Annotated in this window: 14 protein-coding genes; 8 read left to right on the top strand and 6 right to left on the bottom strand. The window is 58.8% G+C overall.

Annotation, left to right across the window (positions count from 1 at the left end):
• Positions 1-14: 14 nt before the first annotated feature.
• The gene (gene glgP, locus AC1M2H_RS01785; protein WP_480150079.1) at positions 15-2,462 is read left to right on the top strand and encodes a glycogen phosphorylase; all 2,448 of its coding nucleotides are present in this window, start codon (positions 15-17) and stop codon (positions 2,460-2,462) included.
• A gap of 62 nt (positions 2,463-2,524) precedes the next feature.
• Here the strand turns inward: glgP and glpD are convergent, their stop codons facing one another.
• Positions 2,525-4,045 carry a glycerol-3-phosphate dehydrogenase gene (gene glpD / locus AC1M2H_RS01790; protein ID WP_480150080.1) on the bottom strand — a complete coding sequence of 507 codons (1,521 nt, stop codon included), beginning with the start codon at positions 4,043-4,045 and terminating at the stop codon, positions 2,525-2,527.
• A 213-nt stretch (positions 4,046-4,258) separates the two neighbouring features.
• Here glpD and glpE point away from each other — a divergent pair, with 213 nt between their 5' ends.
• The 3 genes from glpE to AC1M2H_RS01805 all read left to right on the top strand — a co-directional run bounded on the left by glpE (position 4,259) and on the right by AC1M2H_RS01805 (position 6,368).
• Entirely contained in the window at positions 4,259-4,588 is a 330-nt protein-coding gene (gene glpE / locus AC1M2H_RS01795; protein ID WP_041143029.1) for a thiosulfate sulfurtransferase GlpE, read from the top strand.
• Positions 4,589-4,727: 139 nt separating this feature from the next.
• Positions 4,728-5,558, top strand: coding sequence for a rhomboid family intramembrane serine protease GlpG (gene glpG, locus AC1M2H_RS01800; RefSeq protein ID WP_480150081.1), 831 nt, complete (start codon positions 4,728-4,730; stop codon positions 5,556-5,558).
• A gap of 51 nt (positions 5,559-5,609) precedes the next feature.
• Positions 5,610-6,368, top strand: coding sequence for a DeoR/GlpR family transcriptional regulator (locus AC1M2H_RS01805; protein ID WP_480150082.1), 759 nt, complete (start codon positions 5,610-5,612; stop codon positions 6,366-6,368).
• A 6-nt stretch (positions 6,369-6,374) separates the two neighbouring features.
• Here AC1M2H_RS01805 and malT read toward each other — a convergent pair whose 3' ends face one another.
• A complete protein-coding gene (gene malT / locus AC1M2H_RS01810; RefSeq protein WP_480150083.1) occupies positions 6,375-9,080 on the bottom strand; it encodes an HTH-type transcriptional regulator MalT in 2,706 nt (901 codons plus the stop codon).
• A gap of 620 nt (positions 9,081-9,700) precedes the next feature.
• Here malT and malP point away from each other — a divergent pair.
• Both malP and malQ read left to right on the top strand, forming a co-directional pair.
• Positions 9,701-12,091 (top strand): maltodextrin phosphorylase, encoded by a 2,391-nt coding sequence (malP, locus tag AC1M2H_RS01815; RefSeq protein ID WP_480150084.1) that lies wholly within the window; start codon positions 9,701-9,703, stop codon positions 12,089-12,091.
• Between the two features lie 10 nt (positions 12,092-12,101).
• Positions 12,102-14,192, top strand: coding sequence for a 4-alpha-glucanotransferase (malQ, locus tag AC1M2H_RS01820; RefSeq protein ID WP_480150085.1), 2,091 nt, complete (start codon positions 12,102-12,104; stop codon positions 14,190-14,192).
• 112 nt (positions 14,193-14,304) lie between these two features.
• Here malQ and gntT read toward each other — a convergent pair whose 3' ends face one another.
• The 3 genes from gntT to gntX all read right to left on the bottom strand — a co-directional run bounded on the left by gntT (position 14,305) and on the right by gntX (position 17,280).
• Positions 14,305-15,621, bottom strand: a complete 1,317-nt coding sequence (gntT, locus tag AC1M2H_RS01825; protein WP_480150086.1) for a gluconate transporter — start codon at positions 15,619-15,621, stop codon at positions 14,305-14,307.
• 350 nt (positions 15,622-15,971) lie between these two features.
• Positions 15,972-16,547 carry a Fe-S biogenesis protein NfuA gene (nfuA, locus tag AC1M2H_RS01830; RefSeq protein ID WP_045854024.1) on the bottom strand — a complete coding sequence of 192 codons (576 nt, stop codon included), beginning with the start codon at positions 16,545-16,547 and terminating at the stop codon, positions 15,972-15,974.
• Positions 16,548-16,605: 58 nt separating this feature from the next.
• A complete protein-coding gene (gene gntX, locus AC1M2H_RS01835; protein ID WP_480150087.1) occupies positions 16,606-17,280 on the bottom strand; it encodes a DNA utilization protein GntX in 675 nt (224 codons plus the stop codon).
• Positions 17,281-17,319: 39 nt separating this feature from the next.
• On the opposite strand from gntX, the gene bioH reads away from it, so the two are divergent.
• Complete coding sequence (bioH, locus tag AC1M2H_RS01840) at positions 17,320-18,102, top strand: pimeloyl-ACP methyl ester esterase BioH (protein WP_480150088.1); 783 nt, start codon at positions 17,320-17,322, stop codon at positions 18,100-18,102.
• 109 nt (positions 18,103-18,211) lie between these two features.
• Complete coding sequence (locus tag AC1M2H_RS01845; protein ID WP_480150089.1) at positions 18,212-18,481, top strand: YdgH/BhsA/McbA-like domain containing protein; 270 nt, start codon at positions 18,212-18,214, stop codon at positions 18,479-18,481.
• A 49-nt stretch (positions 18,482-18,530) separates the two neighbouring features.
• Here the strand turns inward: AC1M2H_RS01845 and feoC are convergent, their stop codons facing one another.
• A complete protein-coding gene (feoC, locus tag AC1M2H_RS01850; RefSeq protein ID WP_480150090.1) occupies positions 18,531-18,767 on the bottom strand; it encodes a [Fe-S]-dependent transcriptional repressor FeoC in 237 nt (78 codons plus the stop codon).
• Positions 18,768-18,770: the final 3 nt, after the last annotated feature.

An 18,770-nucleotide genomic window follows, 5' to 3' on the forward strand; every position in this document is an offset into this window, starting at 1 on the left:
CAGGAGTCATTGCGATGAATGTACCCTTTAGCTACGCATCACCGACGCTGAGCGTTGAGGCGTTAAAGCACTCTATCGCCTATAAGCTGATGTTTATAATCGGCAAAGATCCGGCGATCGCCAATAAGCATGAGTGGCTTAACGCCACGCTGTTTGCCGTGCGTGACCGGATGGTGGAGCGCTGGCTGCGCTCTAACCGCGCCCAGCTTTCGCAGGAAGTTCGCCAGGTTTACTACCTGTCGATGGAGTTTTTGATTGGCCGTACCCTCTCTAACGCGCTGCTGTCGCTGGGCATCTATGAGGATGTGAACAACGCGCTGGAGGAGATGGGGCTGAACCTTGAAGAGCTGATCGACGAGGAGAATGACCCGGGGCTGGGCAACGGTGGGCTTGGGCGCCTGGCGGCCTGCTTCCTCGACTCGCTGGCGGCGCTGGGCCTGCCCGGCCGCGGCTACGGCATCCGCTATGACTACGGGATGTTTAAGCAGAATATCGTCGATGGCCGACAGAAGGAGTCTCCGGACTACTGGCTGGAATACGGCAACCCGTGGGAGTTTGAGCGCCATAATACCCGCTATAAGGTGCGCTTCGGCGGGCGAACCCAGCAGGAGGGGAAAAAGTCCCGCTGGGTGGAAACCGAAGAGATCCTCGCGGAGGCCTACGATCAGATTATCCCGGGCTACGATACCGATGCCGCCAATACGCTGCGGCTGTGGAGCGCTCAGGCCAGCAGCGAGATCAATCTGGGTAAATTCAACCAGGGCGACTATTTCGCGGCGGTAGAAGATAAAAACCACTCCGAAAACGTCTCCCGGGTGCTCTATCCGGATGACTCCACCTACTCCGGGCGCGAGCTGCGCCTGCGGCAGGAGTATTTCCTCGTCTCCGCGACGGTGCAGGATATTCTTAGCCGCCACTATCAGCTGCATAAAACCTACGCCAACCTGGCCGACAAAATCGCTATCCACCTCAACGACACCCACCCGGTGCTGTCGATCCCGGAGCTGATGCGTCTGCTGATTGACGAGCATAAGTTTGGCTGGGATGAGGCGTTTGAGGTGACCTGTCAGGTCTTCTCCTATACCAACCATACCCTGATGAGCGAAGCGCTGGAGACCTGGCCCGTCGATATGCTGGGTAAAATTCTGCCGCGCCATCTGCAGATTATCTTTGAGATTAACGACTACTTCCTCAAGACGCTGCAGGAGCAGTATCCCAACGATACCGCGCTGCTGAGCCGGACCTCGATTATCGACGAGTCCAACGGCCGCCAGGTGCGGATGGCCTGGCTGGCGGTGGTGGTTAGCCACAAGGTTAACGGCGTTTCCGAGCTGCACTCGAGGCTGATGGTGGAGTCGCTGTTTGCCGAGTTTGCGCGGATTTTCCCGATGCGCTTCACCAACGTGACCAACGGCGTCACCCCGCGCCGCTGGCTGGCGGTGGCGAATCCGCCGCTGTCGAAGGTGCTGGATGAAAATATTGGCCGCACCTGGCGTACCGATCTCAGCCAGCTCAAGGAGCTGGAGCAGCATATTGATTATCCGACGGTAAACCAGGCGGTGCGCCAGGCGAAGCTGGAGAACAAGCAGCGGCTGGCGAACTATATCGGCCAGCAGCTTAACGTGGTGGTGAACCCGAAGGCGCTGTTTGATGTGCAGATCAAGCGCATCCACGAGTACAAGCGGCAGCTGATGAACGTGCTGCACGTCATTGCGCGCTATAACCGCATCAAGGCCGATCCCGACGCCGAGTGGGTGCCGCGGGTCAATATCTTCGCCGGGAAAGCCGCTTCGGCCTACTACATGGCCAAGCATATTATTCATCTCATTAACGACGTGGCGGCGGTGGTCAACAACGACCCGCAGATTGGCGACAGGCTGAAAGTGGTGTTTATCCCGAACTACAGCGTTAGCCTGGCCCAGCTGATTATTCCGGCGGCGGATCTCTCCGAGCAGATCTCGCTGGCGGGAACGGAAGCCTCCGGGACCAGTAACATGAAGTTTGCGCTCAACGGCGCGCTGACCATTGGTACCCTCGACGGGGCTAACGTCGAAATGCTGGAGCACGTGGGCGAGGAGAATATCTTCATCTTCGGCAATACCGCGGAGGAGGTTGAGGCGCTGCGGGCCAGCGGCTACAAACCGCGTGACTACTACGAGCAGGACCCGGAGCTGCACCAGACGCTGACGCAAATCGGTACCGGCCTGTTCAGCCCGTCGGAGCCGGGACGCTATCGCGACCTGCTGGATTCGTTGATTAACTTTGGCGACCACTATCAGGTGCTGGCGGATTATCGCAGCTACGTCGATTGTCAGGATAAGGTGGATGAGCTGTATCGTCACCCGGAGGAGTGGGCCACCAAAGCGATGCTCAACATCGCCAATATGGGCTACTTCTCTTCCGACCGTACGATTCAGGAGTACGCCGACCATATCTGGCATATCGATCCGGTGCGCCTGTAGCCACCGTTACGACATAAAAAACGGGGCCAGCAGGCCCCGTTTTTTTGATACTGACTCCGCCCTCAGGCTGCGCTGACTACGAGGCCAGAGAGCTCAGACTTTCCCACGTGCTGCGCCAGCCATGCGCTAATTCGCGCCTGCTGCTCCTCGTTCAGCCACATCCCCTGTTTGGTACGGCGCCAGATGGCGTCATCCAGGCTGCGCACCCACTCATGCTCCACGAGATATTTCAGCTCGGCTTCATAAAACTCGTGGCCAAAATCTTCCCCGAGGTCGGCAAGCGATGCCGCCTCGCCGAGCACCCATTCGCTGTTGCTGCCGTAGGTGCGAGCGTAGTGGCGGGCCATTGATTCGCTGATAAACGCGAAGCGGCGGCGCAGCTTCGCGGCGTAATCGTCGCGATCGCCGTCGATATCGCCCCCGGGCAGCACGGCGGTTTTGGTCCACGCCGGGCCGATGCCTTTATAGTACGGCGTCAGTTTCTCCAGCGCGTGCTCTGCCAGCTTGCGGTAGGTCGTCAGCTTGCCGCCAAAGACCGACAGCAGCGGCGCCTGGCCGTTTTCGTCATGAATATCGAGCGTATAGTCGCGGGTAATCGCCTGCGGTGAATCAGATTCATCGTCGCATAGCGGACGGACGCCGGAGTAGGTCCAGACGATATCGTCCCGGGACAGCGTCTTTTTAAAGTGAGCGTTGTAGGCGTTGAGCAGGTAGCTAATCTCTTTCTCATCGATCGCCACTTTTTGCGGATCGCCATTGTACTCCACGTCGGTGGTGCCGATTATCGAGAACTCGTCCATCCACGGGATCACGAAGACAATTCGCTTGTCTTCGTTTTGCAGAATGTAGGCCTGCTTCTGGGTATGCACGCGCGGTACCACGATGTGGCTGCCTTTAATCAGACGGATGCCGTAAGGTGAACGCAGGTGCATCCCTTCATCAAAGAAGTGTTTAACCCACGGGCCGGTGGCATTGACCAGACCGCGGGCCTGCCAGGTAAATTTCTCGCCGCTGTCGATATCTTCCGCCTCGACTACCCACAGGCCGTTTTCGCGTTTTGCCGAGATGGCCCGGGTGCGGGTACGGACCTCGCCGCCCTTGCGCACCACCATCTGCGCGTTCGCCAGCACCAGCCGCGCATCGTCTACCCAGCAGTCGGAATATTCGAAACCGCGCACGATTTCAGGTTTAAGTACCGATTCTGCACCAAATCGCAAGCCGGTTGAGCTGGGTAAGCTGGTGCGTTTTCCCAGGTGATCGTACATAAACAGACCAATGCGGATCATCCACGCCGGGCGCAGATGCGGGCGGTGCGGCAGGCGGAAGCGCATCGGGAAGGCGAGATGCGGCGCCATTTTTAGCAGCACTTCACGCTCGGCCAGCGCTTCGCTGACCAGGCGGAATTCGTAGTGTTCAAGGTAGCGCAGCCCGCCGTGAATCAGCTTTGAGCTGGCGCTGGAGGTGGCGCAGGCGAGATCGCGCGCTTCCAGCATCAGTACGGATAAACCACGCCCGGCGGCGTCTGCCGCGATACCGGCACCGTTGATGCCTCCCCCTATCACAATCAGATCTTTGGTTTCCACGTTCGCTACCTCTGACACTTTCGTTTAAGTTCACAAATGTTCGATATCGCTCAATATAGCAAACAAACGCGCCCTTGGTAACATCAAAAAAACATTTCAGAGTGATGCATGTAACATATTGGCGTTTATTTCGCGTCTGACGGTAAACTAGGCAGTAGAATCATGGCCGGCAACCAGCCTGCTAAATCCCCCGTAATAAAGAGACAAGAGCACATGGATCACTTTGAATGTATCAACGTAGAAGAGGCGCATCAGAAGCTGCAGCAGGCGATGGCGGTGCTGGTGGATATCCGCGACCCGCAAAGCTACGCGATGGGCCACACTCCGGGTGCGTTTCATCTGACCAACGATACGCTGGGCGCGTTTATGCGTGATAACGACTTTGAGACGGCGGTGATGGTGATGTGCTACCACGGCAACAGCAGCAAGGGCGCCGCGCAGTATCTGCTGCAGCAGGGCTATGACAAAGTCTACAGCGTGGACGGCGGCTTCGATGCCTGGCATCGTCACTTCCCGGCGGAAGTGGCGCACGGCACGCTCTGAGACGTTAGCGTATAGGCTTTAGGGTTCGAACGCCTTCCGTTGCGGGCATCGATGCTCGCCCGCGGCGCCCGTCGCCACGCACCCTGCATGATTTTGCGTATATACTGTCCCCCTTTGTGTGGAATAAGCGATCCGCTGCATGTTAATGATTACCTCTTTTGCCAATCCGCGCGTGGCCCAGGCGTTTGTCGACTATATGGCGACTCAGGGCGTTATCCTGACAATTCAGCAGCACGGCCAGAGCGACGTCTGGCTGGCGGATGAGAGCCAGACCGCGCGGGTGCAGGCCGAACTGACCCGCTTTCTCGAAAACCCCGCCGATCCGCGCTATCTGGCGGCAAGCTGGCAGTCGGGACAAACCAACAGCGGGCTGCGCTACCAGCGTTTTCCCTTCTTCGCGACCCTGCGCCACAACGCCGGGCCCGTTACGTGGGCGGTTCTCACGCTCTGCGTGCTGGTCTTTGCGCTGCAAAATGTCCTTGGCGACCAGCCGGTTATGCTACTGCTGGCCTGGCCGTACGATCCCGCGCTGAAGTTCGAGGTCTGGCGCTACTTTAGCCATGCGTTGATGCACTTCTCGCTGATGCACATTCTGTTTAACCTGCTATGGTGGTGGTACCTCGGCGGCGCGGTTGAAAAGCGGATTGGCAGCGGCAAGCTGGTGGTGATCGCCGTCATCAGCGCGCTGCTGAGCGGATTTGTTCAACACCAGTTTAGCGGCCCCTGGTTTGGCGGCTTATCCGGCGTGGTGTATGCGCTGATGGGCTACGTCTGGCTGCGGGGAGAGCGGGATCCGCAGAGCGGCGTTTATTTACAGCGCGGCTTGATACTCTTCTCCTTAGTATGGTTAATTGCTGGATGGTTTGATGTTTTTGGCATGTCGATTGCGAACGGCGCGCACGTAGCCGGCCTGGTGACCGGACTGGCGATGGCGTTTGTGGATACTCAGCATGTGCGAAAACGAACATAGAGACTCCCCGTCATCCATGATAAGCGAGTCAAATTTTCCCAGGGATATTGCATGAAACAAACACAACGTCATGACGCTATTATCGAGCTGGTAAAAAAACAGGGATATGTCAGTACGGAAGAGCTGGTGGAGCAATTTGCCGTCAGCCCGCAGACCATTCGTCGTGACCTGAACGATCTCGCCGAACAAAAAATGATCCTGCGCCATCACGGCGGCGCCGCGCTGCCGTCCAGCTCGGTCAACACCTCCTGGCACGACAGGAAGGCGACCCAGACCCAGGAAAAAGAGCGCATTGCCCGCAAGGTTGCCAGCCAGATCCCCGACGGGGCGACGCTGTTTATCGATATCGGTACGACGCCAGAAGCGGTGGCGCACGCGCTGCTGGAGCATAACGATCTGCGCATCGTCACCAACAACCTCAACGTTGCCAATACGCTAATGGCGAAGGACGATTTCCGCATCATTCTGGCGGGCGGCGAGCTGCGCAGCCGGGACGGCGGGATTATCGGCGAAGCGACGCTGGATTTTATCTCCCAGTTCCGTCTTGATTTTGGCATTCTCGGCATCAGCGGCGTCGATAGCGACGGCTCGCTGCTGGAGTTTGACTATCACGAGGTCCGCACCAAGCGCGCGATTATTGAAAACTCGCGTCACGTGATGCTGGTGGTGGATCATTCGAAGTTCGGCCGTAACGCGATGGTGAACATGGGCAGCATCAGCATGGTTGATGCGGTCTACACCGACGTGATGCCGCCGGCGGGCGTACTGAAGGTTATTAAGGACAATAACCTGCAGCTGGAGCTGTGCTAAACGGCGTCAGACGCCGTATCCCATCATTTTAAGCAGCCGCTGGGCGTGCTGAACGGCATCCTGGCGGTGCGCGACCCCGAGCTTCTGATACAGATTGCGAATGTGCGTTTTAATGGTCGTTGCCGCCACGTCAAGCTCGCCGGCGATCTGCTCGTTGCTATAGCCGGAATAGATCAGGCCGAGCACCTGCCATTCGCGCTGGGTGAGCGGGCTGGTGCGGATAAGCTCCGGGACTTCCGGGTGGTTGAGCAGCCGTTCGACAAAGCCTTCATCGAAGTGGGCGAACTTGTGGCGATGATGCTGGTTGATATCGCGCAGAATGCGCTGAGCGCGATGCTGCTCCAGCTCCGGCAGCGTATTAAGCTGAATAAGCTGGCGCAGCTGCTGGGCCATGGCCTCGCCTTCGATCACAAAGTGGTTGATAAAGCCGGTGCGGTTGGCGAGCGTGAGCGCTTCCAGCAGGACCTTTTGCGCCTCGCTCTTGCGTCCCGCCTGCCAGTAGAGCTGGTTGAGCAGCAGCAGGTTGCGGTTAATATCGCTCATCAGGCGCAGCGAGCGCGCGTTCTCATTGAGCTCTTCCAACACCATTTCGGCGGAGTCGAAATCACCGAGCAGGATTTGCGCCCTGGCGATGTTGCGCCACTGGCTCTGCAGGAAGTGGTTATTGGCGAACTCCGGCTTCGGCGTCTGGCGCAGCCAGTTGGCCGCCGAGGCTTTATCGCCGATCATCTGCCAGTAGATCACCCGCACCTTGTCGGCATTTGACACCCAGTCGCTGTGATAGTGGCCGTTGCCGAGCAGGTTTTCCAGCCGGTTCAGGTGGCTGCGGGCGTTGTCCAGATCGCCGCGCGCCAGCGAGCACTGCACCATTAGCGCCAGGCACTGCAGCTGCTGCTGCGGTTGATAGCTTGAAAGAACGTCCATCCCGCCGCGCGCGGAGGCCTCGGCTTCGTCCAGCCGCGCCCATGCCCACAGCAGCTGGGCGCGAATACGCAGCAGGAATTCGTGCATCGGCAGCTGTTCGAGATGCTGGTCGCGGATGAGCTGGAAGGCTTTTTCCTGAATTTCCCACGCCGCCTGCAGGAAGCCCTGGGCAAACAGAATCTCGCTCTGCTGGATCATGCTCCACAGGGCGTAGTGCCAGATATCGTGGCGACGCGCCATCTGCTCCGTCTGCTGCATTACCGCCAGCGATTTGCTCAGCTGGCCCTTGCAGTGCAGAACTTCGCCGTGCACCGAGGTGGCGACGATGCGGCTGTAGTAGCTTGCCAGCGGCAGCTCTTCTAAGGCCACCATTGCCAGACGTTCGGCTTCGTCCTGATCGCCGGCGTTAATGGCGACCTGCGCGCGCAGGGCGTTGAAGTCGCCGTGCATGGCGATATCCATCTCCGCGTCCATCTCCTGCTCGGCGCGGGCCAGCAGGGTGTTCACTTCGCTGTAGCGGTGCTGGCTCTGCATTAGCCAGGCCTGCAGCAGGATCAGCCGCGGGTTTTCCAGCAGGTTTGACCACGGCAGCGCCGCCAGCGACTGCTCGAGCAGCGCCAGCTCGCTGTGGTTGAACATGCCCCAGGCGTGATTAAGTAAAATATCGCGCAGCATTTTGGCATCGCCGGCCGCCAGCGCGTGGTGAATCGCTTCGCTCGGGAAGCCCTGCGCCATCCACCCTTCCGCCGCAGAGCGGTGAATTTCGGGCAGTTCGGTGGCGAGCTCCCACTGACAGCGCTGGCGCAGGAAGCTGCCGAACAGCGGATGGTAGCGGAACCACTCGCCGGAATCGTCCATGCGCTGCATGAACAACCCCTGACGCTCAATCTCCTCCAGCTGCATCTGGCCGTTTTCTTCACCGGTAACGCGGACGATGAGCGCATCGTTCATCGAACGCAGCAGGGAGCTTTTCAGCAGTACGCTGCGGGTGCGCGCGTCGACGTTGTCCAGCACCTCATCCACTAGGTAGTCGGAAAGGTGGCTGGCGTTAATCCCGGCGAGGCGGCGGGCGGAGTGCTGGGCGGAGGAGTTGTTCTGGCGCGCGGAGAGGGCGATAAGCTGGAGGGCCGTTGCCCAACCGGCGACGTCGTCGCACAGCCTGCTGCTGTCTTCAGCCTCAATAGGCGAAGCGAGGCGGCAGTCGAAAAACTGTTTGGCTTCCTGATGGGTAAACGCCAGCTGCTGGCTGCCAATTTCCAGCAGCTGATCGCGCACGCGCAGGTTGGCAATACCCAGCTGCGGCAGGTTGCGCGACAGGACCACCAGCGTCAGGTTTTCCGGCTGATGGCGCAGGAAGAAGCGCATGGCGTCGTGGATCACCGGATTATTGATCAGATGGTAATCGTCAATGACGAGGAATAGCGGGCGCTGCCACTCGGCAAGCTCGATGAACAGCTGCGCGAACAGCGAGGGCAGGCTGGCATACTGGCGCTTTTGCACCATTTTTTCGCTGGCCACGCAGTGGCCGCCGGTCGCCTGTTGAATCGAGGCGATCAGGTAGCTGGCAAAGCGCTCCTGTTGGTTATCGCCTTCATCCAGCGAGAACCAGCCGAGCTCATTTTTTCCTGCCGCCCACTGGGAAATGAGCGTGGTCTTGCCGTACCCGGCGGGGCTGGTGATCAGCGCGAGACGATAATTGTTCGCGCCGGAAAGTTTGGCCAGCAATCGTTCGCGAACCACGGTGTGTTCAAGGCGGACTGGGCGACTTAATTTAGACGGAATCAACATAGTTCAACATTTCGCTGTGCAAGAGAGGGGCGATTTTTTTTGCGCTTCGTAATTAATATCTAATAAGGTCGGCGATAATGAAAGTTATTGCAAGTTATGTCCGAATTTTATGCTCTTGAATTTGCACCGTGTCACAAATTCTCAATAAGATCGTCAGCATCCTAAAACCGGTACCAGTGTGCATGCCGTCTGGGTTTGCTCCACTTCCGCCTGCCGGGAAATTACTTGTATTCCCATTTTTTGTAGTTGTTTGTTTTTATTAAGTTAATGTCAGTTAATTCTGATCAGTAATCTCTTTGCCGTATTTACTTCATCAAGCATGCTTATTTTGCCGGAGAGCTAATTGTTATTTGCCGATTATTACAAAGGGCTTGTTTTATTCATCCGCGCGGTAGTGGCCTGTAACAAATCTGTTAGCACGGTAATTGAGCGATATATTGTTTCGAAGCGGCGAATTTTGCAGCATCTTTTTAGCCGGAGGCTACTGTTATAGTGGTCGCGATCACACTTTTTGCTCATCCCTGCTACTCCTCCCTGGCTAATCCCTGCCGGGATGAGGACGTTGCGCCGGGAGGTCGGCACACTAACGCTAACGTTTTAGTAAAGGACCCGGATTTCCTATGTCACAGACTTCTTTTAACAAAGATCGGTTTCAGGCTGCACTGACGCGTCAGTGGCAGCATTTTGGCCTACAGTCCGCTTCTGAGATGACCCAGCGTCAGTGGTGGCGTGCGGTGAGCGGCGCGTTAGCCGAGCTGCTGGCGGCGCAGCCGGCGGCCGAGGCTGCGGAAGGCCAGCGCCACGTTAACTACATTTCGATGGAGTTCCTGATCGGCCGTCTGACCGGCAACAACCTGCTTAACCTCGGCTGGTATCAAGGGGGCAGCGATGAGCTGAAGGCGCACGACGTCAACCTGACCGACCTGCTGGAAGAGGAGATCGATCCGGGCCTCGGTAACGGCGGTCTGGGCCGCCTGGCGGCGTGCTTCCTCGATTCGATGGCCACCGTCGGCCAGTCGGCGACCGGCTATGGCCTGAACTATCAATACGGTCTGTTCCGTCAATCTTTCGACGACGGCCAGCAGGCGGAAGCGCCGGATGACTGGGGACGTAGCAGCTATCCGTGGTTCCGCCACAATGAGCAGCTTGACGTGCAGGTAGGATTAGGCGGCAAGGTCTCGAAAAACGGGCTTTGGCAGCCGGCGTTTGTCATTACCGGCGAAGCCTGGGATCTGCCGGTGCTGGGCTATCGCAACAACGTCGCCCAGCCGCTGCGCCTGTGGCAGGCTAAGCACGCGCACCCGTTTAACCTGACGAAATTTAACGACGGCGACTTCCTGCGCGCCGAGCAGCAGGGTATCGACGCGGAAAAGCTGACCAAAGTGCTCTATCCGAACGATAACCACCAGGCCGGGAAAAAGCTGCGCCTGATGCAGCAGTACTTCCAGTGCGCCTGCTCGGTTGCCGATATTCTGCGTCGTCATCACCTGGCGGGCCGTAAGCTGGCCGAGCTGGCGGATTATGAAGTGATTCAGCTGAACGATACCCACCCGACGATTGCGATCCCTGAACTGCTGCGGGTGCTGATCGATGAGCACCAGCTGAGCTGGGACGACGCGTGGGCAATCACCAGTAAAACCTTCGCCTACACCAACCACACGCTGATGCCTGAAGCGCTGGAGTGCTGGGACGAGAAGCTGGTCAAAGCGCTGCTGCCGCGCCATATGCAGATTATCAAAGAGATCAACGCCCGCTTTAAGACGCTGGTAGATAAAACCTGGCCGGGCGATGAGCAGGTATGGGCTAAGCTGGCGGTGGTGCATGACAAGCAGGTGCGCATGGCCAACATGTGCGTGGTCAGCGGCTTTGCGGTGAACGGCGTCGCCGCGCTGCACTCCGAGCTGGTGGTGAAGGATCTGTTCCCGGAATACCACCAGCTGTGGCCGAACAAATTCCACAACGTAACCAACGGCATCACGCCGCGCCGCTGGATCAAACAGTGCAACCCGGCCCTGGCCGCGCTGCTCGATAAATCGCTGAAAAAAGAGTGGGCTAACGATCTCGACCAGCTGATTAACCTGGAGAAGTACGCCGATGATGCGGCGTTCCGCCAGAGCTATCGCGAGATTAAGCAGGCCAATAAGGTTCGCCTCGCCGCATTTGTGAAGGCCCGTACCGGGATCGATATTAACCCGCAGGCGATTTTTGATATCCAGATCAAGCGCCTGCATGAGTACAAACGTCAGCACCTCAATCTGCTGAACATCCTGGCGCACTATAAAGAGATTCGCGAAAACCCGCAGGCCGACCGCGTACCGCGCGTATTCCTGTTCGGCGCGAAGGCGGCGCCGGGCTACTACCTGGCGAAGAATATCATTTTCGCGATCAACAAGGTGGCACAGGCCGTCAACAGCGATCCGCTGGTTGGCGATAAGCTGAAGGTGGTCTTCCTGCCGGACTACTGCGTGTCGGCAGCGGAAATGCTGATCCCGGCAGCGGACGTCTCTGAACAGATCTCGACGGCGGGTAAAGAGGCCTCCGGTACCGGCAACATGAAGCTGGCGCTGAACGGCGCGCTGACCGTCGGTACGCTGGACGGCGCCAACGTTGAAATCGCCGAGCAGGTGGGCGAGGAAAACATCTTTATCTTCGGTAATACCGTGGAAGAAGTTAAGGCGCTGAAGGCGAAGGGTTACGATCCGCTGAAATGGCGTAAGAAAGACAAGCTGCTGGACGCGTTGCTGAAAGAGCTGGAAAGCGGTAAGTACAGCGACGGTGATAAGCACGCGTTTGACCAGATGCTGCATAGCCTGCTCAAAGGCGGCGATCCGTACCTGGTGCTGGCGGACTTCGCGGGCTATGTGGCCGCGCAGAAGCAGGTGGATGAGCTGTACCGTGACCAGGATGCCTGGACCCGGGCAACGATTCTGAATACCGCCCGCTGCGGCATGTTCAGCTCCGATCGCTCAATTCGCGATTATCAGCAACGTATCTGGCAGGCAAAACGCTAAGGACAGGCCTATGGAGATGAAACGCCTTGATAACGCCGCGCTGGCGGCGGGGATCAGCCCGAGCTACATCAACGCCCACGGCAAGCCGCAGTCGATTGCCGCGGTGACCAAGCAGCGTCTGCTTGATGCGATGCACCGTACGACGACCGCCGCGCAGGCGGCGGTTAATCCGCTGCCGAATGTACAGGTTTTCACCCACGGCAAAAAAATGTCGCTGCCGGTGGCCGGGCACGGTGAGTTTCAGTGGATCCTTACCACCGAAGAAGGGAAGCAGTATCAGGGGCAGGTAACAGGAGGCGACACGCTGTCGCTGCCGACGAAGCTGCCGGAAGGCTATCATACCCTGACGCTCACCCGGGACGGCGATCGCTGGCATTGTCGGGCGATTGTCGCCCCGGCGCGCTGCTACGAGCCGCAGGCCCTGAAAGAGGGGCAAAAGCTGTGGGGCGCCTGCGTGCAGCTGTATACGCTGCGTTCGGAAAAAAACTGGGGGATTGGCGACTTCGGCGACCTGCGCGCGATGCTGCCGGAAATCGCTCAGCGAGGCGGGGCGTTCATTGGCCTCAACCCGATTCATGCGCTCTATCCGGCTAACCCGGAAAGCGCCAGTCCGTATAGCCCCTCCTCGCGCCGCTGGCTGAACGTTATCTATATCGACGTTAACGCGGTCGAAGATTTCCGCCTGAGCAAAGAGGCGCAGGCGTGGTGGCAGCTGCCGGCGACCCAGCAGGCTTTACGGGCGGCGCGACAGGCGGATGACGTTGATTACACCGCCGTCACGACGTTGAAAATGACCGCGCTGCGCATGGCCTGGAAAGGTTTCTCGGCCCGCAGCGATGAGGCGATGACGGAGTTCCGTCAGTTCGTTCTGCGCGAAGGGGAAAGCCTCTACTGGCAGGCGGCGTATGATGCGCTGCACGCGCGGCAGGTCGAGCTCGATCCGCTGCGCTGGGGCTGGCCGGCCTGGCCAAAGGCGTATCAGGATATCTCCAGCCCGGAAGTGAAGGCTTTCTGTGCCGAGCACGCCGACGAGGTGGATTTTTACCTCTGGCTGCAGTGGCTGGCCTGTTCGCAGTTTGCCTCCTGCTGGCACACCAGCCAGCGCGATGCGATGCCGATTGGTCTCTATCGTGACCTGGCGGTGGGCGTGGCGGAGGGCGGGTCTGAAACCTGGTGCGATCGCGAGCTCTACTGCCTGAAGGCTTCCGTTGGCGCTCCGCCGGATATTCTCGGGCCGCTCGGGCAAAACTGGGGCCTGCCGCCGATGGATCCGCATATCATCGTCTCCCGCGCCTATGAGCCGTTTATCGAGCTGCTGCGCGCCAATATGCAAAACTGCGGCGCGCTGCGCATCGACCACGTGATGTCGGTCCTGCGCCTGTGGTGGATCCCGTACGGCGAAACAGCCGATCACGGTGCCTACGTCCAGTATCCGGTCGACGATCTGCTGTCTATTCTGGCGCTGGAGAGCAAGCGCCATCGCTGTATGGTGATCGGTGAAGATCTCGGCACCGTGCCGGTGGAAATTGTCAGCAAGCTGCGTAAGAGCGGCGTCTACTCCTACAAAGTGCTGTACTTTGAAAATGATCATGAGAAGACGTTCCGCGCGCCGCAGAACTATCCGGAGCAGTCGATGGCGGTGGCAACAACGCATGACCTGCCAACGCTGCGCGGCTACTGGGAAAGCGGCGACCTGACGCTCGGTAAATCTCTGGGGATCTATCCGGATGAAGTGGTGCTGCGCGGGCTGTACCAGGACAGGGAGCTGGCGAAGCAGGGGCTGCTGGATGCGCTGCATCAGTACGGCTGTCTGCCTAAGCGCGCCGGGCATAAAGCGTCGCTGATGACGATGACCTCGACCCTCAACCGCGGGATGCAGCGCTACATTGCCGACAGCAATAGCGCGCTGCTGGGCCTGCAGCCGGAGGACTGGCTGGAGATGGCTTCGCCGGTGAACATTCCGGGCACCAGCACCGAGTACCCGAACTGGCGGCGTAAGCTTGCGACTTCGCTTGAGCAGATGTTTGCCGATGCGCAGGTCAATAAGCTGATCAAGGATTTAGATAAGCGCCGCAGGGCGGCGGCAAAGAAGAAACCGTAGTGAGATCGTGCTTCCCCGGCGGCGGTAATTTGTCGCCGGGAAGCGGCTAAGGCGATAAATAAAAAGGCCGGGTAGCGTGACGCATACCCGGCCTTTTTTATGCTTACGTCTCTTACACAACCATTCCCAGCAGCAGACAGCCCACCAGACCGCAGACGGAGATAATCGTTTCCAGCATCGACCACGACTTAATGGTCTCGCCGATGGTCAGGTTGAAGTACTCCTTAAACAGCCAGAATCCCGGGTCGTTGACGTGGGAGAAAATCACGCTACCGGAGCCGACGGCGATAACCATCAGCTCCGGGCTGACGCCGGTGCTGGCGATCAGCGGAGCCGCAATACCGCCCGCGGTAATGGCCGCGACGGTCGCCGAACCCAGCGCAATACGCAGAACCGCCGCAATGGACCACGCCATAAACAGCGGGGACATGTTGGATTCATGCATCATCGAGGCGATGTATTTATCCATGCCGCTATCAACCAGAACCTGCTTAAAGGCGCCGCCGCCGCCGATAATCAGCAGCATCATGGCGATGATTTTAATCGACGAGGTCAGGGTTTCGTTGATCTGTTCCATCGAGCGGCCGCGGTTGAGGCCAAAGGTGAACAGGGCAATCAGGACGGCGATCAGCGTTGCCATCACCGGGTCCCCAAAGAACTCGGCCCAGGAGAGGAACGCGTGGCCTTTCGGCAGCACCATTTCGGCAACGGCGCGCGTCGCCATCAGCACCACCGGCACCAGAGAAGTCCAGACGCTGACGCCAAAGCCCGGCATCTCTTCTTCAGTGAAGGTTTTCGGGTTGTGCAGGCCTTCAGGAATCGGCTTATCGATATTTTTCAGGCAGCGGGCGAAGACCGGGCCGGCAAGGATCACGGTCGGGATGGCCAGCAGCGTACCGTAGAGCAGGGTTTTACCCATATCAGCGTGGAAGATGGTGGCGATCGCCGTCGGGCCCGGGTGCGGCGGCAGGAAGCCGTGGGTAACGGAGAGCGCGGCCGCCATCGGCACGCCAACGTACAGCAGCGGGATGCGGGCCGACGCGGCGATGGTGAACACCAGCGGCAGCATGAGGACGAAGCCCACTTCATAGAACAGTGCGAAACCGACGGTGAAGCCGGTCAGGACCACCGCCCACTGAATATGCTTTTTGCCAAATTTAGCGATGAGCGTGGTGGCAATGCGCTGCGCGCCGCCGCAGTCCGCCAGCAGCTTGCCGAGCATTGCGCCGAAGCCCATGATCAGCGCGAGGCTGCCGAGGGTGCCCCCAACGCCGTTTTTGATGGAGACGATGACTTTGTCCAGAGGCATGCCCTGCATGAGTCCGACGGCGAGCGCCACCAGAATCAAAGCGATGAAGCCGTTCATTTTGAAGCGGATCATCAGCAGTAATAACAGGGCGACCCCGATAGCAACGATGACTAATGGCATAATTTACCTGGCCTTTCATTTGTTATGGGTAACGTAAAACGTCAATCTTGTTCCGTTTGCTCCGGGCGGGGATACAAACTGTATGGCGCCATAAAATCGACTATCACTTCTTATCAGAAAGGATAGCTGGCTATTTTTATAGCAGCGGAGCCTGAGAGAGATGATACGGGTAACATGTGAAGGTTGAGAATCACCCTGGCGGTGAATATTTTAAATATGAGACTTAAGTCATACTCTTTCCCGGGTTGTTTGCCGGTACGACTAACGATAATGCGGAAGGGGGAACGCCAGAAGGGGCGGCCCGGCGGCAAAAGTCCGGCCGGGCTGGGGAGTGCGGTATGACGGACGGCTTAGTAGTAGGAGTGCTCGCCGCGCTGATGCTCGGTCAGATCGCGCACGCCTTTCAGGTCCGGGAATTCGTTCAGCAGCTGCTTCTCGATCCCTTCTTTCAGGGTCACATCGACCATTGAGCAGCCGTTACAGCCGCCGCCGAACTGCAGAATCGCCAGGTTGTCTTCGGTGATTTCCATCAGCGTCACGCGACCGCCATGGCCGGCCAGCTGCGGGTTGATCTGCGATTGCAGCATATATTCAACGCGCTCCATCAGCGGCGCGTCGTCGGAGACTTTACGCATCTTGGCGTTTGGCGCTTTCAGCGTCAGCTGGGAGCCAAGCTGATCGGTCACGAAGTCGATTTCGGCGTCTTCCAGGTACGGCGCGCTGAGTTCGTCGACGTAGGCGGTCAGCTGCTCAAACTTCAGCGTCGTGTCGGTGTCTTCCACCGCATCCGGCGGGCAGTAGGATACGCCGCACTCAGCGTTTGGGGTGCCGGGATTAATCACAAATACGCGAATTTGTGTCCCTTCTTCCTGATTTACCAGCAGTTTGGCAAAGTGCGCTTGTGCAGCATCGGAAATACGGATCATAGCGTTGGCCTAATAGTTGACTATTTTACTGGGTTATTATACGCCCATCAGCAGGGGTCTACAAGGTACGGCATATACACCATACCTGAACCGTCGCGGCGCCGTTTCGCAAAAGCAGGCGGGATATCTCGGCGACGGTGCTTCCGGTTGTGACGACATCATCCACAATGGCGATATGGTGGCCCTGAACGGATAATTCAAGCTGAAACGCATTTTTCAGGTTCCGTTTGCGCAGCCTCGCGGTGAGCTGGCGCTGGGTTCCGGTAGGGCGGCTGCGCCGTAGCGCGTCGCTGCGCCAGGCGGCGCGCGTCCAGCGGGCCAGCGGGCGGCACAGCAGATCGCTCTGGTTATAACCCCGCCGCCACTGCCGCCGCTGCCACAGCGGGACGCCGACAATCCGATCCGCAGGAGGCAGGTCTTCGCTCTGGCGGATACGCAGCAGCAGCAGGCGAGCCAGCGCCGGGGCCAGCTCCGGGTGTTGGGTAAATTTCAGCTGATGGATCAGGCCGCTTAGCGGCGGGAGGTAGTCGCCGACGGCCACCAGCCGCTGCCACGGCGGCGGATCCTGGATACAGCGCCCGCAGGGTGCGGTGTCGACGCCGGCGGCCAGGCCGCAGCGCGGGCACCGCGGCAGGCGGGGCGCCAGCGATGCGGCGCAGCGGGAGCAAAATCCCCAGCTGGCAACGGCCAGCGGCATTTGGCATAGCCAGCATAAGCCGTGTGCTGTTAGCATATTTCCCCCTCATATCTGGTGAAAAGAGAACGATAGCTGATGAACGACATCTGGTGGCAAACCGTTGGCGAAGGGAAGTGTCATCTTGTGCTGCTGCACGGATGGGGACTGAATGCCGGGGTGTGGGATTGCATTACGCCGCAGCTGGCTTCGCACTTCACGCTGCACGTAGTTGACCTGCCGGGCTACGGTCGCAGCCGCGGCTTCGGCGCGCTGTCGCTGGAGGAGATGGCGCAGCAGGTGCTGGCAAAAGCCCCCGAGCAGGCCATCTGGCTGGGCTGGAGCCTGGGTGGGCTGGTGGCAAGCCAGGTAGCCTTACGCCATCCGCAGCGCGTGCTGGCGCTGGTCACCGTCGCGTCGTCCCCGAGCTTCAGCGCCCACGGCGACTGGCCGGGCATTAAGCCGGAAGTGCTGAGCGGTTTTCAGCAGCAGCTCGGCGATGACTTTCAGCGCACCGTTGAGCGTTTTCTTGCCCTGCAAACCATGGGAACCGAAAGCGCGCGCCAGGATGCGCGGGCGCTGAAAAGCACCGTCCTGTCGCTGCCGATGCCGTCGATAGCGACGCTGAACGGCGGCCTGGAAATCCTCAAAACCGCCGATTTGCGCCAGCCGCTGGCCGCGCTGCCGATGCCTTTCCTGCGGTTGTACGGTCGCCTGGACGGCCTGGTACCGCGCAAAATCGTCCCTCTTCTTGATACGCTGTGGGAAAAGAGTGAATCCGTGGTCTTCGACAAGGCGGCGCATGCGCCGTTTATTTCGCATCCGCAGGCGTTTTGCGACACGCTGCTGGCGCTAAAAAGCCGGCTGAGCCATGCGTTTTAGCGCGCTGTGGCAAAAATCAGGCTCCTGGTAATACTTAGAGGGTCGCGGGGAATGATGATAGCCGTCGTCTTCGCGATCTATAAAAACAACCTTCTGGAGCATTGAAACTATGAAACTTATAACGAGTATTGTTGCATCTCTGGTGATTGGAACCCTGTCTTTTGGCGCCTTTGCGGCGAAAGAGATTCAAAAAGATGAAGTGGCGTCGATGAATCTGACGAAAATCGGCAGCATTACCACCGCCAATACGACCTCGCCGATGGACGCGAAGCGCGATCTGTCGGAAAAGGCGGATGAGCTCGGCGGTAAATACTTCGTGGTGATTGCCGGCGAGAAGAACGAAAAAACGGTTCACGCTAACGCCGACGTTTATAAATAATCCGCCAGGCGGGTCCTCTGGACCCGCTTCTCCAGTTCTTCACCAGCCCTCAACGCAGCGACCACCACTCCTGTAAGCAGGCCTTTCCTTCCGGGCAGCTTTTGCAGCTGCCGGACAGGCATCCCTCCGGGTCCTCGGCGATCCGCTGAACCTTACCCATGCCTTCGAGCCGACCCAACATGGCGTCAATCAGCGGCTGCGGCGCCTGCAGGCGGGCGCTGAGCTGCGCGGCCGCCATGCGCCCCTGCAGAGCCAGCATATCGTGTACTTCAATTAACGAAGCCATTCA

The organism is Klebsiella sp. F11, from assembly GCF_056712265.1.

Excerpts from the sequence above, each read along its gene's own strand:
- glgP (WP_480150079.1), top strand. The coding sequence starts at position 15 with ATGAATGTACCCTTTAGCTACGCATCACCGACGCTGAGCGTTGAGGCG.
- glpE (WP_041143029.1), top strand. The coding sequence starts at position 4,259 with ATGGATCACTTTGAATGTATCAACGTAGAAGAGGCGCATCAGAAGCTG.
- glpG (WP_480150081.1), top strand. The coding sequence starts at position 4,728 with ATGTTAATGATTACCTCTTTTGCCAATCCGCGCGTGGCCCAGGCGTTT.
- AC1M2H_RS01805 (WP_480150082.1), top strand. The coding sequence starts at position 5,610 with ATGAAACAAACACAACGTCATGACGCTATTATCGAGCTGGTAAAAAAA.
- malT (WP_480150083.1), bottom strand. The coding sequence starts at position 9,080 with ATGTTGATTCCGTCTAAATTAAGTCGCCCAGTCCGCCTTGAACACACC.
- malP (WP_480150084.1), top strand. The coding sequence starts at position 9,701 with ATGTCACAGACTTCTTTTAACAAAGATCGGTTTCAGGCTGCACTGACG.
- malQ (WP_480150085.1), top strand. The coding sequence starts at position 12,102 with ATGGAGATGAAACGCCTTGATAACGCCGCGCTGGCGGCGGGGATCAGC.
- gntT (WP_480150086.1), bottom strand. The coding sequence starts at position 15,621 with ATGCCATTAGTCATCGTTGCTATCGGGGTCGCCCTGTTATTACTGCTG.
- nfuA (WP_045854024.1), bottom strand. The coding sequence starts at position 16,547 with ATGATCCGTATTTCCGATGCTGCACAAGCGCACTTTGCCAAACTGCTG.
- gntX (WP_480150087.1), bottom strand. The coding sequence starts at position 17,280 with ATGCTAACAGCACACGGCTTATGCTGGCTATGCCAAATGCCGCTGGCC.
- bioH (WP_480150088.1), top strand. The coding sequence starts at position 17,320 with ATGAACGACATCTGGTGGCAAACCGTTGGCGAAGGGAAGTGTCATCTT.
- AC1M2H_RS01845 (WP_480150089.1), top strand. The coding sequence starts at position 18,212 with ATGAAACTTATAACGAGTATTGTTGCATCTCTGGTGATTGGAACCCTG.
- feoC (WP_480150090.1), bottom strand. The coding sequence starts at position 18,767 with ATGGCTTCGTTAATTGAAGTACACGATATGCTGGCTCTGCAGGGGCGC.